At 41.1% G+C, this 13326-nt stretch carries 17 protein-coding genes; 10 read left to right on the plus strand and 7 right to left on the minus strand.

Annotated elements, in window-relative coordinates:
• Positions 1 to 65: 65 nt before the first annotated feature.
• On the plus strand, positions 66 to 827 hold the full coding sequence (locus tag G4P69_RS00730) for a glycoside hydrolase family 24 protein (protein ID WP_310833534.1): 762 nt from the start codon (positions 66 to 68) through the stop codon (positions 825 to 827).
• 65 nt (positions 828 to 892) lie between these two features.
• Here G4P69_RS00730 and menH read toward each other — a convergent pair whose 3' ends face one another.
• Together menH and G4P69_RS00740 are read right to left on the minus strand one after the other, a co-directional pair.
• Entirely contained in the window at positions 893 to 1687 is a 795-nt protein-coding gene (menH, locus tag G4P69_RS00735) for a 2-succinyl-6-hydroxy-2,4-cyclohexadiene-1-carboxylate synthase (protein WP_208347985.1), read from the minus strand.
• Positions 1688 to 1691: 4 nt separating this feature from the next.
• The gene (locus tag G4P69_RS00740; protein WP_208347987.1) at positions 1692 to 2078 is read right to left on the minus strand and encodes a metal-sensing transcriptional repressor; all 387 of its coding nucleotides are present in this window, start codon (positions 2076 to 2078) and stop codon (positions 1692 to 1694) included.
• A gap of 212 nt (positions 2079 to 2290) precedes the next feature.
• Here G4P69_RS00740 and G4P69_RS00745 point away from each other — a divergent pair, with 212 nt between their 5' ends.
• On the plus strand, positions 2291 to 3505 hold the full coding sequence (locus G4P69_RS00745; protein WP_208347989.1) for an HhoA/HhoB/HtrA family serine endopeptidase: 1215 nt from the start codon (positions 2291 to 2293) through the stop codon (positions 3503 to 3505).
• Between the two features lie 130 nt (positions 3506 to 3635).
• On the opposite strand, the gene G4P69_RS00750 is transcribed toward G4P69_RS00745, so the two are convergent.
• The gene (locus G4P69_RS00750) at positions 3636 to 4025 is read right to left on the minus strand and encodes a hypothetical protein (RefSeq protein ID WP_208347991.1); all 390 of its coding nucleotides are present in this window, start codon (positions 4023 to 4025) and stop codon (positions 3636 to 3638) included.
• A 225-nt stretch (positions 4026 to 4250) separates the two neighbouring features.
• Here G4P69_RS00750 and hslO point away from each other — a divergent pair, with 225 nt between their 5' ends.
• Both hslO and G4P69_RS00760 read left to right on the plus strand, forming a co-directional pair.
• Entirely contained in the window at positions 4251 to 5150 is a 900-nt protein-coding gene (hslO, locus tag G4P69_RS00755; protein WP_208347993.1) for an Hsp33 family molecular chaperone HslO, read from the plus strand.
• A gap of 403 nt (positions 5151 to 5553) precedes the next feature.
• Positions 5554 to 7617 (plus strand): chromosome segregation ATPase, encoded by a 2064-nt coding sequence (locus tag G4P69_RS00760; RefSeq protein ID WP_208347995.1) that lies wholly within the window; start codon positions 5554 to 5556, stop codon positions 7615 to 7617.
• A 51-nt stretch (positions 7618 to 7668) separates the two neighbouring features.
• Here the strand turns inward: G4P69_RS00760 and G4P69_RS00765 are convergent, their stop codons facing one another.
• Both G4P69_RS00765 and G4P69_RS00770 read right to left on the minus strand, forming a co-directional pair.
• A complete protein-coding gene (locus G4P69_RS00765; protein WP_208347997.1) occupies positions 7669 to 9012 on the minus strand; it encodes a hypothetical protein in 1344 nt (447 codons plus the stop codon).
• Between the two features lie 326 nt (positions 9013 to 9338).
• On the minus strand, positions 9339 to 9554 hold the full coding sequence (locus G4P69_RS00770; RefSeq protein ID WP_208348000.1) for a hypothetical protein: 216 nt from the start codon (positions 9552 to 9554) through the stop codon (positions 9339 to 9341).
• Positions 9555 to 9752: 198 nt separating this feature from the next.
• Between G4P69_RS00770 and G4P69_RS00775 the strand changes: the two genes are divergently transcribed.
• The 3 genes from G4P69_RS00775 to G4P69_RS00785 all read left to right on the plus strand — a co-directional run bounded on the left by G4P69_RS00775 (position 9753) and on the right by G4P69_RS00785 (position 10545).
• Positions 9753 to 9995: a hypothetical protein gene (locus G4P69_RS00775; protein ID WP_208348003.1), complete on the plus strand. Its 243-nt coding sequence runs from the start codon at positions 9753 to 9755 to the stop codon at positions 9993 to 9995.
• Entirely contained in the window at positions 9992 to 10288 is a 297-nt protein-coding gene (locus tag G4P69_RS00780) for a PIN domain-containing protein (protein ID WP_243902858.1), read from the plus strand. The genes G4P69_RS00775 and G4P69_RS00780 overlap by 4 nt, the downstream gene beginning before the upstream one ends.
• A gap of 77 nt (positions 10289 to 10365) precedes the next feature.
• Positions 10366 to 10545, plus strand: coding sequence for a PIN domain-containing protein (locus tag G4P69_RS00785; RefSeq protein ID WP_338001567.1), 180 nt, complete (start codon positions 10366 to 10368; stop codon positions 10543 to 10545).
• Positions 10546 to 10875: 330 nt separating this feature from the next.
• Here G4P69_RS00785 and G4P69_RS00790 read toward each other — a convergent pair whose 3' ends face one another.
• Positions 10876 to 11103: a hypothetical protein gene (locus G4P69_RS00790; protein ID WP_208348019.1), complete on the minus strand. Its 228-nt coding sequence runs from the start codon at positions 11101 to 11103 to the stop codon at positions 10876 to 10878.
• A gap of 120 nt (positions 11104 to 11223) precedes the next feature.
• Between G4P69_RS00790 and G4P69_RS38910 the strand changes: the two genes are divergently transcribed.
• Positions 11224 to 11448 carry a DUF6737 family protein gene (locus tag G4P69_RS38910; protein ID WP_243902859.1) on the plus strand — a complete coding sequence of 75 codons (225 nt, stop codon included), beginning with the start codon at positions 11224 to 11226 and terminating at the stop codon, positions 11446 to 11448.
• Positions 11449 to 11589: 141 nt separating this feature from the next.
• Here the strand turns inward: G4P69_RS38910 and G4P69_RS00795 are convergent, their stop codons facing one another.
• Positions 11590 to 12189, minus strand: a complete 600-nt coding sequence (locus G4P69_RS00795; RefSeq protein WP_208348022.1) for a thioredoxin family protein — start codon at positions 12187 to 12189, stop codon at positions 11590 to 11592.
• Positions 12190 to 12243: 54 nt separating this feature from the next.
• On the opposite strand from G4P69_RS00795, the gene G4P69_RS00800 reads away from it, so the two are divergent.
• Positions 12244 to 12648: an NIL domain-containing protein gene (locus G4P69_RS00800; RefSeq protein ID WP_208348025.1), complete on the plus strand. Its 405-nt coding sequence runs from the start codon at positions 12244 to 12246 to the stop codon at positions 12646 to 12648.
• A 159-nt stretch (positions 12649 to 12807) separates the two neighbouring features.
• Entirely contained in the window at positions 12808 to 13086 is a 279-nt protein-coding gene (locus tag G4P69_RS00805; protein ID WP_208348028.1) for a hypothetical protein, read from the plus strand.
• Positions 13087 to 13326 lie beyond the last annotated feature (240 nt).

The following is a 13326-nucleotide window of genomic DNA, read 5'->3' on the forward strand; positions in this document are numbered from 1 at the left end:
CCTATTGCCCATTACCCATTACCTATTGTCCCATGCCCCATGCCCCATGCCCATCACCCTAGTAAATAAGGAACAGTCAAACTCTGAAAGGTGTTGAAAAACTCATAGGACCGCTAGCTGCGCTCCTTGGTTTCGTATATTTGTTTCAATGGTACATAACCGGCAGCCTGCGATCGTATAACGATCCTGTCTTTAAAATTAGACAACCTCCCTTAGTTATGAAAGGGGGTGATCCTTACATACGTGCTTTAATGCGGACCATATCAGCAAGTGAAGCCAATAACAATCGTCCTTATTCGCTGTTGTATGGTGGACAACACGTCACCGATCTCAGTCGCCATCCTGACATTTGCGTCACCATTTCAGTGGGCCCTAATAAAGGCAATTGTTCCACAGCAGCTGGTAGATATCAAGTTATAAATAGTACTTGGGATCAAATTGCACTTTCATACCACCCAAAACCTCAGCAGTTAATGTTTTGGACTAATTATAGTTTTGAACCAGAGTATCAGGATATAGTAGTTTATCGCTGGTTGAGTGACTCCCGATTTTGGAAAACTAATATTTCTCAGCAGTTGCGGCAAGGAAAATTAGATGAAGTCTTAAAGAAACTTTCTCCCACTTGGACAAGCCTAGGATACGGGATAGAAACCAATTCTATGACTCAGTATTTGCCCAGAGTCTACCAGAAAGTGTTGCAAGAGGAATTGAAGAGTAGGGAACAGGGAGTAGGGGGCAGGGAACAGGGAGTAGGGGGCAGGGAGCAGGGAGTAGGGGGCAGGGAGCAGGGGAGCAGAGGAGCAGAGGAGCAGGGGAGGAAGAATTAATCACATACTTTGTTTTCCGGTTTACTCTCTTCATTGACGAAGAGAGTTTTTTCTGAGTACTTGATTTATAGGAAATTTCTGATATTTTCCACAAACGCCAAAGTATTTTCAAAGTGGATATTGTGACCACAGTTACTTGTTAATTTTAGTTGGGAAAATTTACAAATATTCGTCATGTTTGTATTGATATCAATGAATTTTTCATCATATTCACCTACAAGTAAAAGTAGAGGAGTTTTGTTTTCTTTAAGATTTTCCCATAAAGATGGTTGGGAGCCAGTACCCATAAACTGTAATGATTTAGCCAATTCTAAAGGATTATTTTGCAGACGGTTTTCTATCAAATTGTGAAATTGTGGATGATGTTTAATAGAACCAAAAATCGCCTGTTCATACCAGTTCAATAAAAAAGTGTTGAAATCACTTCTAACTAATTTTCTGGCTATTTGCTCATCACGCTTAATTCGTTCTACTTGTTCTACTCGTGTCAGCAATCCTGGAGAAGCTGATTCTAAAACAACTTTCGAGAAACGGTCAGGAAAATGTAAGGTCAGGTATAAGGCTAATCTTCCACCCATTGAATAGCCAACTAAAAAGCACTGGGAAATTGATAGGACATCTAGTAATTTAATTAAAGCAGAGGCGGTATTTGCCATGTTATAGTATTCATCACCACCTAAGACTTGAGTTTTCCCGTGTCCAGGAAGATCAACTGTTAGACAATAAAATTCATGAGATAGTAATTCTATAGCCTCATCAAATTCGTGGTGATTCCCCATGAAGCCGTGTAAAAAAAGAATTAATGGTTTTTCTGAAAAACCATTAAAGGAATAGTGGAATCGATAATTTCCCGAAGTCATATTGCTAAGGTAAAAACCGATCTAAAGCTGCTTTTAACTGTTCGATTTCAACTTCAATATTGCCTTCTTTGGCTGCTCTAGCAATACACTCGGTTAGATGTTCATCCATTACAATCCGTGCTACTCGATCTAAAGCACCCCGAACTGCGGCAATTTGTAACAAAACATCTGGGCAAGGGCTACTTTGCTGCACCATTGTTTTAATACCACGAATATGACCTTCTATGCGTGATAGCCGATTGACAATTCGCCGCAAAGACTCTTCACTATGAACATGAAGATGAACAGATTCCGCTTGGCTGTGTGTATGATTTGGGTATTCTTGGTCTAGATCGTCATCTTGTTGTAGGTTGGGGGGGGATCCTTTTCCTAATCGGTTCAATCCATTCATGATGGTTATGGAGTGCTGGCAGTACTAAAGATCCTAACCCATAACAAAATGGTGCTGAATATCCTTACGGGCAAAATCCGAACCTTTTTTGGGTGAATGCCTACCAAGCTTTTTGGTGAATTTTGTTAATAAACTTAATTAATAATAGCTTTAGAAATAATTTTCACGACGTAGCAACAGTACATTCAAACTCAGAAAATTAGGTTGTGGTTATGCGATTTCCCGAACTCCTTGTGTTTATACGCCGAATTAGTACTTATGTATTAGCTATATTTATAGGCGTTGTGCTAGTTGTTGGTACGCTGCAAGTCTCTCCAACACAGGCTGAACCAGCACCGGTTAAAGTCAGTACTGACTCACCACAACTAACTGCACAAAGGCAATCTGCTGCATCGGCTGCTATAGGTACTAGTAGCTTCGTTACAGCAGCTGTAAACCGGGTTGGGCCAGCAGTTGTAAGAATTGATACGGAACGTACAATTCGTCGCAATCCTGATCCATTCTATGAAGACCCTTTATTTAGAAGGTTTTTTGGTGATAGTTTTCCTCAGCAGTTACCAGAAGAGCAGTTACGGGGTCTGGGTTCAGGTTTCATAATTAACAAAAGTGGGCTGGTTCTTACTAATGCTCATGTGGTGGATAAAGCCGATAAAGTGACTGTCCGTCTTAAAGATGGTCGGGCTTTTGTAGGCAAAGTTCAAGGTGTCGATGAAGTAACTGATTTGGCACTTGTTAAGATTAATGCTGGAAGTGATTTACCCGTAGCGTCTTTGGGTTCTTCTGGTGAGGTTCAGGTTGGAGATTGGGCGATCGCAGTTGGCAATCCTTTAGGACTAGATAACACCGTTACATTAGGAATTATCAGTACTCTTAGACGTTCCAGCGCTCAAGTAGGCATTGCTAATAAACGCTTAGATTTCATTCAAACTGACGCTGCCATCAACCCCGGTAATTCTGGTGGACCATTATTAAATGCTCAAGGTGAAGTTATTGGGATCAACACTGCTATTCGTGGGGATGCAACGGGTATTGGTTTTGCTATTCCTATTGATAAAGCCAAAGTGATCGCTGCACAACTCGAAGCTGGTGAAAGAGTCTCCCATCCATATTTGGGTGTGATGATGGAGGATCTAACTCCTGAAATAGCACAGCAAATTAACTCTAACCCCAACTCCGTTATTGTAGTACCAACAATCAACGGTATTTTGGTAGCTAGAGTTGTACCCAACTCCCCAGCAGCAAATGCGGGTATACGCCCTGGAGATGTGATTGTTCAAGTTGATGGACAACGAATCACTAAAGGGGAAGAGTTACTCGAAATTGTAGACAATAGTCGTGTTGGTCAACTTTTGCAGCTTAGAGTGCAGCGTGGAAACCAGACACAGCAACTATCAATACGCACGGCTCAACTACAGGATATTTCGTAGGGCAATGGGCATGGGGCATGGGGCATGGGGCATGGGGCATGGGGCATGGGGCATGGGGCATAGGAGAAAAATTACCCGTGCATTTTTAGTGCTTGCCTCCCCTCCCCAATCCGTTAGCCCCATGCCCTTCTTATTGACCTTGATTTGCTGCTAGAAAGTTACGCAAACTCAGCAAACTCAGGGTTTGTCCTAAAGCAAGTGGTAGAAGTGTCAATCCTTCTAAGCGGGATTGTATCCAACCTTCTCCCCAATACCATTCGTGAAAGCCGTCAATTCCTTGACTGAGTAGCAACCGTATACAGTCAGGACCAACTACATCGACTTGATGATGAATTGGCACGACTGCAATCTTGCTTGTAAATTTAAATCCCGGATACAATTCTTCTGGCATTCCTGACTCAAAGCGACCTGAAAGTATCCATTTTTCAAGTTTCTCAGGACGTATTAAACTATCACGAATAGCGGCTGCTGACGCCTCAAGTTCTATCCGCAGTTGACTTTGTTGAAATTTACCTAGCATTTTTTTATTGGGCAAGGGGCAACGCGCAACGGACGGGTTTTTAATCCTCGACTACTTGAACAATATAACACCTACCCCCATGCCCCATGCCCCATGCCCTATGCCCCATGCCCCATGCCCCATGCCCATCACCATGTTTAAGTTTAATTTAGTTATACTAAGATAAGTATCAATCCCATGCTAAAAGCACGGGCTTTCAGTTAGACATTATTGGTAAGGTTTTTCATGGCGGATCAGTTAATTCGCGCTACAGCAGCTGAAGGCGGGATTCGAGCAGTCGGTGCGATTACCACACGTTTAACAGAAGAAGCAAGGCAGCGCCATAATCTCTCGTATGTGGCAACTGCTGCTCTTGGTCGGACTATGACAGCAGGGCTGTTGATGGCTTCTAGTATGAAGCGAATCGGGTCTAGAGTCAATATCCGAGTAAAAGGCGATGGTCCTTTAGGCGGTATATTGGTCGATGGGGGTTTGGATGGGACAGTACGCGGTTATGTTCAAAACCCAACCGTGGAATTACCTCCAAATGCTAAAGGTAAGCTAGATGTTGGTGGGGCAGTTGGTGAAGGCTATTTCTACGTAGTCCGTGATGTCGGTTATGGCTATCCCTACTCTAGTACAGTTGAACTTGTTTCAGGTGAAATTGGGGATGATGTTGCCCATTACTTGCTCAATTCAGAACAAACTCCTTCGGCTGTTGTTTTAGGTGTATTTGTTGGTTCGGAAGGGGTGACAGCTGCTGGAGGGTTACTTGTGCAAGTCTTGCCTAAAGCAGCGAGAGATGAGGCTCTTGTAGAAACCTTAGAATCCCGCGTAGCTGCTTTGTCTGGATTTACACCCTTGTTACAAGCGGGAAAGTCTCTAACAGAAATCTTCCACGATTTACTAGGAGATATGGGACTAAATATCTTTCCCGAAACCCAAATGTTGCGCTTCCATTGCAGTTGTTCTTTGGAAAGGGTTCTTGGCGCACTCAAGATGCTCGGAGAAGCAGAACTACGAGACATGATTGTTAAAGATGACGGTGCAGAAGCAACTTGCGACTTTTGCGGTACAGTTTATCAGGCAAGTAGTGCTCAGTTGGCTCAATTAATTGCTGATTTGCAAGCAGAAGATTCTGCTTGATTTTTCTTTTGACTTTATAAATAGCAGTTACTAGCTGCTTAGGCTGCGTTTTTGTCTAGGAAAAATGTAGCGGGTGTGTGGGAATATTGAAAGCCCAGTGCGAGCGTCTTGCTTGTCGTGACATTCGGGCAAGATGCTCACACTACTAAATCATAAAAACTGTAACCGCGAAGGGCACTGTGGGAGTGTCACAAACCTTTTGCCAGGACTGGCTTTTACGCTTGAGATTCCTCAACACTAGAATAACCGCTTGGATTAATTTCCGTATAGCGTTACTAGCTATAGAATAGTGAAAGTGCAAAAAGTAGCTTTTTGGAGCATGATAAGATTACTATGACAAAAATCTAATCGATTAAGTTCCGATCTAGAAGAGCTCACTATATAAATTATTTTGGTGTGAAAGATGACAGAGCGGGATATTCCAGAAAGCTGGTCACCAGCAAGAGCACAAGAGCTAGAACAAATGACTATGTTATCCCGAAATCAACAAGTCAGTGAAAATGCATCTGGTGTTTCAGCTACTGGTTCTACCTCCAAATCTGTGAAGCAGCGATCAAACGAAAATAGTCCAGAACAACCTTTTGACGACCAACTACAACAAATTGCTCCAAGTAAAAGTTTGGGAAAGTTACCACGTTGGTTGAAAAGCTGGGCACTATGGGTTTTTGTGTTAACTTTAGTTCCTGGTGGTATAGCATTCGTCTCGATAGCTATGCTATTAAAATTACCCTCTGCGCCAAATTGTCCATCAATTTTTTGGCCTTTGGCAAGTGCTTCGGTACGGATAAATTGCGCTCAGTTGGCAGCTTCTAAACAGACGGTGAATGATTTGCTGCAAGCGATCGCGCTGGTGAAGGATCTGCCAAAAAATCACCCACTACGTGAAGAAATCGATCATCATATCGAAGATTGGTCGCAGGATATTTTACTGCTAGCCAAAGAGAGTTTCCAAGCAGGGAGACTACAGGAAGCAATTGCAACAGCTCGCAGGATACCTGAAGATGTTTCTGCACGTAAATTGGTAGACGAGAAAATTGCAAAATGGCAATCAATTTGGTCAAAAGCAGAAGAAATTAATAAAGAAGCAGAAGAACAAATCCGACAACAGCATTGGCATCAAGCATTTATGGTGGCGTCTAAGTTGCTGCGTATAGATAATAAGTACTGGACAAGTACTAGGTACGACCAACTAAATCAGCTTATTGTCAGGACTAGGGAAGATGGTGAAAAGTTGGCAAAAGCTGAAAGCCTATCTAAAACTTCTGAAGTAGGTAATATACTCAAAGCTATCCAATTAGTAGGATCAATTGGCAAGGACAGCTACATTTATCAGCCAGCTAAAGACATGATTCCAACTTTGGGACGCAGGATGCTGGAATTAGCACAAAGAAAGCTGGACAAAGAGGATCCTGATGGAGCAATTGAAATAGCTCAACAGATTCCTGCAAGTACTGGGTTACAGATGGAATCTGAAGATTTTATTTCTATAGCTCAGGCGCAAAGGAGTGCACTGACGGGTACTATTCCTGGTTTAGAGTCAGCTATTTCCCAAGCCCAACAAATTGATTCTACAAGACCAAGTTATGAAAAAGCACAAAATCTGATTGCTCGTTGGCAGTTGGAGATTGAAGATGTTGGTCATTTGGAAAAAGCGCGATCGCTCTCTAGTGGAGGAGGAATCACTGATCTAACAGCAGCAATTAACGAAGCTCAAGTGATTCCTGCTAGTAACCCTCGTTCTCGAGAAGCCAGACGAGAAATTGATCATTGGGTGGCACAAATTCAAACAATTGAAGATCAACCCTTTATGGATCGCGCAGAACAACTGGCGGTGTCAGAGGATATTAACTCTTTGCAAGCAGCGATCGCTGAAGCCAGCCAAATTCGTCGAGGTCGTGCTTTATACAGAGAAGCACAAAATAAAATAGGAGATTGGATCGGCAAAATCCAAAGAATTGAAGATCAGCCTTACCTAGATCAAGCAAGAGAATTAGCTCAAAGTGGTGATCTACCAGCTGCGATTTCTACCGCGCAAAGAATAGGAACAGGGCGATCGCTTTCTCGTGAAGCACGAAGATCTATAAACGACTGGGAAGAACAAATTCGTGCTAAAGAAAACTGGAGAAGAGCTAAGGAAATCGCGCTTAATGCAACTCCAAGCGCCTTAGCAGAAGCAATTCGACTTGCAGATCGGGTGCCAAATAGTAGCATATTACGTAATGATGTGAATGTAGCCCTTGACGGGTGGAGTCAACAATTATTGAACATTGCACGTTCTCAGGGTGAGTCTGATATGCTCAAAGGTATTGAGACAGCCAAGCTAATTCCAAAAGGAACTGCTGCTTACAGAGAAGCAAGGCAGCAAATTAGGACTTGGAGAGAAATTCTCAATCCTCCTCCTGTTCAACCTACACCTACTCCTACTCCTGGGCTGCTTCAACCATCAACAATTATTGATGAGCAATAAACGCGATCGGTAGGGGCGTACGGCGTACGCCCTTACAGATTAATTTTTAGGTTATTTTTTAACGAGAATGTATGCTGTAGCATAGTCAGGCAATTGCCCAATATGCTGGTTAAAATCTTGTTTATCATGAAAAACACCAGCCAACAAATCAAGTTGATGAAGATTGGGCAAAAATGCTCCACCTGTATCTGCGATAACTCCCATTCGCATCCGCTTGCGTCCATTAGCAGTCGATTCTAAAATCACTACTTTCCCTAAACCAATATTGAGGACATCTCCTGCAAAAGTCACTCCAGGAAGAATCGAAATTTTCGACTCTATATTATAACCGTAACCTTTAATAGCATCAACCTGTTTAAAATACCAATAACGCTTTTGTGCTGTTGCTGCTGCGCCTGGAACATAGGACATTTCATTGTTTCTATCAACATTAAAAAATGCCTTGGAGCGATCGTTAAAGTTGATCAAGATGGTTCCTTCCATTAATGCTTCTTCTAAACCGTGGCGCGTCAGGTAAGCGAGGGGTTGTACTTTACCTTCTTCTTTACCACCTGGCTCATAAATACCTGATAAAACGTCCTGCTTTGTGTATTTTGTATAGAACTTATCAGTACCAACGTTAGATTTTAAGCTATAAATCGGCGTATTATAAGTAGAGGTTTTCGTGTGAGAACCTGTGTGAGAAAAAACAGCATATTTTGTAATTCTCAATTGTTTTTGATTCGGTTTTTGAGGGTTATAGGCAGACCATTTAATAACTCGAAAATTGGTATTGATAAAATCAGGATCTTGTAAACGAGTTTCTCGGTTACTGGCGATGTCTTCCTGTAAAACACCAATCATGAAATCTAAGGTTTTAAGAACATCATCTACACTAACGGATTTTCCAAACAGCCCTTCCCTTAGAATCTGCGGATCGTCATTAGCATGATCTTGAAAATATTTTCTAGTATTGACAAGAACAGTTAATAAGTCGTTTTGATTGAAATTAACCTTATTTCCAGACAGCTTTCCTGGAGAAAAAACCTTACTACCATAAACACTAAACTTATAATTCTGCAACTCATCAATCACTGGATACGCTGCTGATACCAGCGTTGATTTTTTCTCCGGTGAAGAAGTACCTTGTTTACTTATATTCTTAGAAGATATTTGCTGAGCAAAAAGACCATTTTCTTGACCTACAGTCAGTACATTAGCTGTTTGATTTGATGCTAGTGTAATTTGCGGTTTATCTGAAGTAGAATTTTCTAGTTTGGAATAGGATAAATTATGTTCAGCCGACGGGTTTTGGGCATTTGAGCGATTATATAGATAGCTGGTGGCTAGGCTGACGAGTAAAGCTGTAGCAAAACCTACTGTGATGCGGAATTTTTGGCTGAATAGAACACTCATGAATTGGAGAATCAATTTTTACTGTTGACTAACGAAAGCTCTCAGAATTAAGTATCGGGATAAGAATAACTTTCCTCTGAGTATGTTTAAGTAATACTACTATGCAAACCTATTATGTTACATATGCTAATATAGCATCGGTTAAAAAAATTAACAGTTTACGAATACAAAGGATAGGAAAATTTTATTTGTCGTCAACAGGCAAGATGGAAGTAAAATCGATTTTCTTGAGGAGCGTTTTAAAAAGAAAAAGTAAAAATAAAAAATTGTTATATAGTAAGGCTATTAGCTATTTTAGATAGTACCTTTATTTCTGCAGACTTTTCTTAGTAGATAAAGGAAGCTCCATGCAGATAGGGATTAGCTTGTTGTGAAACATGTACTGTTTGAGTAAGTAAGACAAGCGCTACTCTACTAGCTTCCCGAGAAGATTCTACTAAGTACTCAGCAATAGTTGCTAAAGTGTCTAAACTACCTGGTGCTACTGATAGTAAGATTTCTAATAAGACTTCAAAAATAATTAGCTTCCAGTAGACTCGCATCTTCCTTGCTCCAACAGTATTCTAAGGATAAATACAGTGGCAAGAAGAAGATTTTCGCAACGAACTCGCGGTTCCAAACTTTAAAGTGTCACACGAGAAGCCCCTGATTCCCACAATTCTAGATGGCGTCTTTTCTAGAGCGGGGAGTATTAGCTATGATTTAAAATACCTGCAAATCTCAACGGAGGTGCTAAAAGGATGGCAATCCTTCATCTCAATACAGAGCAAGTCATAACACTGGTCAAGCAACTAGCAATTCCAGAGCAGCGTATGATATTGCAAGCTATCAAAGCAGAGCAAGATACTTGGTGGCAAAATAGACTTGATCAAGGAGAATTACAGATGCGCTCTTTGAGTACAAAATGCGGACTCAACTGGGATATTATGACTGAACAAGAGCGAGAAGAATTCATAGACAATATCTTGCACGAAAAGCAATGATCTCTTATGTAGTTGTTTTCGATACAAATACGCTCTTTTCAGGTTTAGGTTGGCGAGGTAGTCCCTATCGTTGTTTAGAACTTGCAAGAAACGGGCAGATAGAATCTGTAACTTGTCGAGAGATTTTATTAGAATTACGCGAAAAGTTACAAACAAAGCAAAATCGATCTCCGGTGGATGCAGCCATTGATATTGAGCAAATTATGGCTTTTTCCCGCTTGGTAGAAATTCCCAATAGCCTGAAAGTTGTTGTGGATGCAATACTCTCGGTTAAGCTAAAAACTCAAATTTAAGGTAGGTTGGGTTGAGGGACGAAACCCAACATTTACAAGGATTTGTTGGGTAACGCTTACGCTCTACCCAACCTACAATTCTCGTTAACCGAGTAGTATTGGTTGTGGATGATCCTGATGACGATATGGTGATTGAATGTGCAGTTGTGGGAAAAGCAACACATATTATCACAGGTGATAAGCATCTACTGACATTCAGCAAGTATCAGGATATTCATATTCTCAAAGCTGCGGCTTTCCTGGAATTGCTGGCTTAAAACCATTGGCAATTTTCCTGCAAAAGTATTGATTTACCAATCAGGATCAAAAATGCTGGCAGGAATTGCAAAGCTCACTCGTCTTAAGCCTGAAGATTTGTAGCCTGTGCAGTGCAGTATAATTATTTACAATGTAGCGGAAGAGAGAAAGTCGCTTTTGGCAATTTTCTGAGTGATAGCTATCCCATTCACTGAAAATTTTTTGCGGGAAATACCCAGCAATATCTTGCTCAGTAGTAGTTTAAGTTCTGATAGCAGTAGTTCGATGGAAGTTACAGCCTTACCTAGTTAACGGATTTAGCAGAGGCTAAAAGTTACTGAAAGAACGGTTTAAGGCTCAACAGATTTTTCATGAACGAGTTCGTTATCCATGATTAAGCTACAGGGCCATGTTAATGCTTCTATAAGGCAACCAGAGATTTTAACTAACTTTAGTACATAAATTATAGGAAAGTTAATGTATTCGTCAAGTTCCTTAAATTTTCTTCTAAGTTGAAACCATTGGACGATCGCGCCTAAAAGATAAGCAACTAGTGCTATGAATAACCAAATTGACATATAAGTCTCCGTTATGGCATCTATTGTGTAATATCTATAATATTGTCATTGACTTAATAGGGTAACGTTGTAAGTACTTATGCAGCTAACAACAAAATAACCTTATTTTCAAATAAATAGATGAATCAAGAAAAATCAATCAATCCTTGGAAATATAAACCTTGGTGGTGTCAGCCTTGGTCTATACTCCTTACGGGTATAACGATAATTACAGGTAGCTGGATAATATTTAAAATTGTCTGGTTAACTATCCTTGTCAGCTTACCTATATTGGCATGGATGGGCTTTTTCTTGTTAATTTGGCCGCAACTTATGATCAGAATGTACGAAAATCTTGATGAGTAGGAGATTTACCAAAACGAGGGTGTAGGGGGAATGGGCATTGGGCATGGGGCATTGGGCATTGGGCATTGGGCGTTAGACTACTTTGTGCTCCCGTTTCCCCTGCTCCCTTGCTCCCTTGCTCCCCTGCTCCCCCGCTCCCTGCTAAGAGTTCCCTGTCTTTACTTGACTCCCATGACTACGGGGATCGTCTTGAGTGTTTGCTGGTGCAACAGGTGCAGAAAATTTAGAAACTTGTCCACTAGCTTGAGCGTAGGGTAAAGGGGAATCAGCTAGCAAGGCTTGTATATTGCTTCCCATAATAGTACGGGGTTGATCTCCAATCGCGTCCGCCACAGCTTTACCATCCTTGCCCAAAAAGACAAAATGAGGAATGCCATCGACTCGATACCTTAGCATTTCAGGTAACCATTTGTTATTATCGACGTTTAGCATGACAAAATTAACTTTGTCACCATATTCCTTCTCCAACTGAACGATATCCGGTGCCATCTTTTGGCAGACAGTACACCAATCAGCGTAAAATTCCATTAATGATGGCTTACCATTGGTCAAAGCTGCTTCTAGCTGTGTAGAATGTTGCTCTAGCTGCGCAAGGGTTGTAGCACTCGTCTGAGTCCGCAGTCCGAAAGCAAGAACACTGACTAAGATAATCGCAACAATTGCAATTAGGAAATTTCTCACCCGTGTTCCGACCGTGGATTGAGGCTGTTGAGTAGAATTAAGAGGAGAATTTGTAGTCATTGGAAATTTGTTAAAACTTATTAAGTACTCTCTTGTTCAGTTTAGCGTTCTCTCGTGAAAAAAAGAGTCACCCTTACTTTCCCTAAACGCGCCATTCAAATGCCTGTCACTTACCGATTGGCAAGAGATTTTAATGTAGCTGCAAATATTATCCGTGCTCAAGTTGCCCCAAATCAAATTGGGAAACTTGTCGTAGAGCTATCCGGTGACATAGATGAGTTAGATGCAGCTATTGAATGGATGCGGGCAAATAACATCACCGTTAGTCAGGCTTTAGGGGAGATTATCATTGATGAAGAAGTTTGTGTTCATTGTGGTTTGTGCACGGGTGTTTGTCCCACAGAAGCTTTAAATCTTGACCCCCAAAGCTTTAAATTAACATTTACGCGATCGCGCTGTATTGTTTGCGAGCAGTGTATTCCCACTTGTCCTGTGCAAGCAATCTCAACTAACCTTTAGCGTATTATCTGAGAATGGAATATCGGCCAGTGATAAGCTACCTTCTGATACATTCTGCACGTACTCATTGACAACCTCAAAAATAGCTGCGAAGGACTTGCAAAACTTCAACTTTTTGTCCATTGCCAGTAATTTACAACGTAAAGTATCGAGATTTTCTTGGCATTCTTCCTTGAAACGAGGAGTAATCTCACTTCTCACCGCATAGTGAATATCGGTGAAGCGATCGCTCAACACATCCCCTATGTTATTGGGATGAATAAGGCGATTGGTGATCAAGCAGCAATTAAGTTTGCAACGGCTTTTTACAGCGCGCTCTCCTCTGGAAAGTCTGTTGAGTTTGCTTTTCAGCTTGGATGTATTGTTATTCAGTTGGATGGAATTCCAGAACATTTAACGCCCGTATTGAAGACGAAAGAGCAATCTTCTTCGCGATAAATTTCTTTTTACTTTGTGGTACTCCCTTTAGTTCGGGTGCATTCCAAATGTTTGAATTGATGATTTGGTAGCACGAGCAAAATGGTGGTGTCCAATGACGACCAAGCTTTCAGCTTCACACTACCTTTTAAAAATTACGATGCGCCCTGTACTTTTCCCCTGTTGATTCTTATGTATAAAGTTAAAAATATATTACAGAATTGATAACAACAATTTTTTGCATATCAAATTTCTTTAAAA

The organism is Aetokthonos hydrillicola CCALA 1050 (genome assembly GCF_017591665.1).
Lineage (GTDB): Bacteria > Cyanobacteriota > Cyanobacteriia > Cyanobacteriales > Nostocaceae > Aetokthonos > Aetokthonos hydrillicola.

Excerpts from the sequence above, each read along its gene's own strand:
- menH (WP_208347985.1), bottom strand. The coding sequence starts at position 1,687 with ATGACTTCGGGAAATTATCGATTCCACTATTCCTTTAATGGTTTTTCA.
- G4P69_RS00740 (WP_208347987.1), bottom strand. The coding sequence starts at position 2,078 with ATGAATGGATTGAACCGATTAGGAAAAGGATCCCCCCCCAACCTACAA.
- G4P69_RS00745 (WP_208347989.1), top strand. The coding sequence starts at position 2,291 with ATGCGATTTCCCGAACTCCTTGTGTTTATACGCCGAATTAGTACTTAT.
- G4P69_RS00750 (WP_208347991.1), bottom strand. The coding sequence starts at position 4,025 with ATGCTAGGTAAATTTCAACAAAGTCAACTGCGGATAGAACTTGAGGCG.
- hslO (WP_208347993.1), top strand. The coding sequence starts at position 4,251 with ATGGCGGATCAGTTAATTCGCGCTACAGCAGCTGAAGGCGGGATTCGA.
- G4P69_RS00760 (WP_208347995.1), top strand. The coding sequence starts at position 5,554 with ATGACAGAGCGGGATATTCCAGAAAGCTGGTCACCAGCAAGAGCACAA.
- G4P69_RS00765 (WP_208347997.1), bottom strand. The coding sequence starts at position 9,012 with ATGAGTGTTCTATTCAGCCAAAAATTCCGCATCACAGTAGGTTTTGCT.
- G4P69_RS00770 (WP_208348000.1), bottom strand. The coding sequence starts at position 9,554 with ATGCGAGTCTACTGGAAGCTAATTATTTTTGAAGTCTTATTAGAAATC.
- G4P69_RS00775 (WP_208348003.1), top strand. The coding sequence starts at position 9,753 with ATGGCAATCCTTCATCTCAATACAGAGCAAGTCATAACACTGGTCAAG.
- G4P69_RS00780 (WP_243902858.1), top strand. The coding sequence starts at position 9,992 with ATGATCTCTTATGTAGTTGTTTTCGATACAAATACGCTCTTTTCAGGT.
- G4P69_RS00790 (WP_208348019.1), bottom strand. The coding sequence starts at position 11,103 with ATGTCAATTTGGTTATTCATAGCACTAGTTGCTTATCTTTTAGGCGCG.
- G4P69_RS38910 (WP_243902859.1), top strand. The coding sequence starts at position 11,224 with ATGAATCAAGAAAAATCAATCAATCCTTGGAAATATAAACCTTGGTGG.
- G4P69_RS00795 (WP_208348022.1), bottom strand. The coding sequence starts at position 12,189 with ATGACTACAAATTCTCCTCTTAATTCTACTCAACAGCCTCAATCCACG.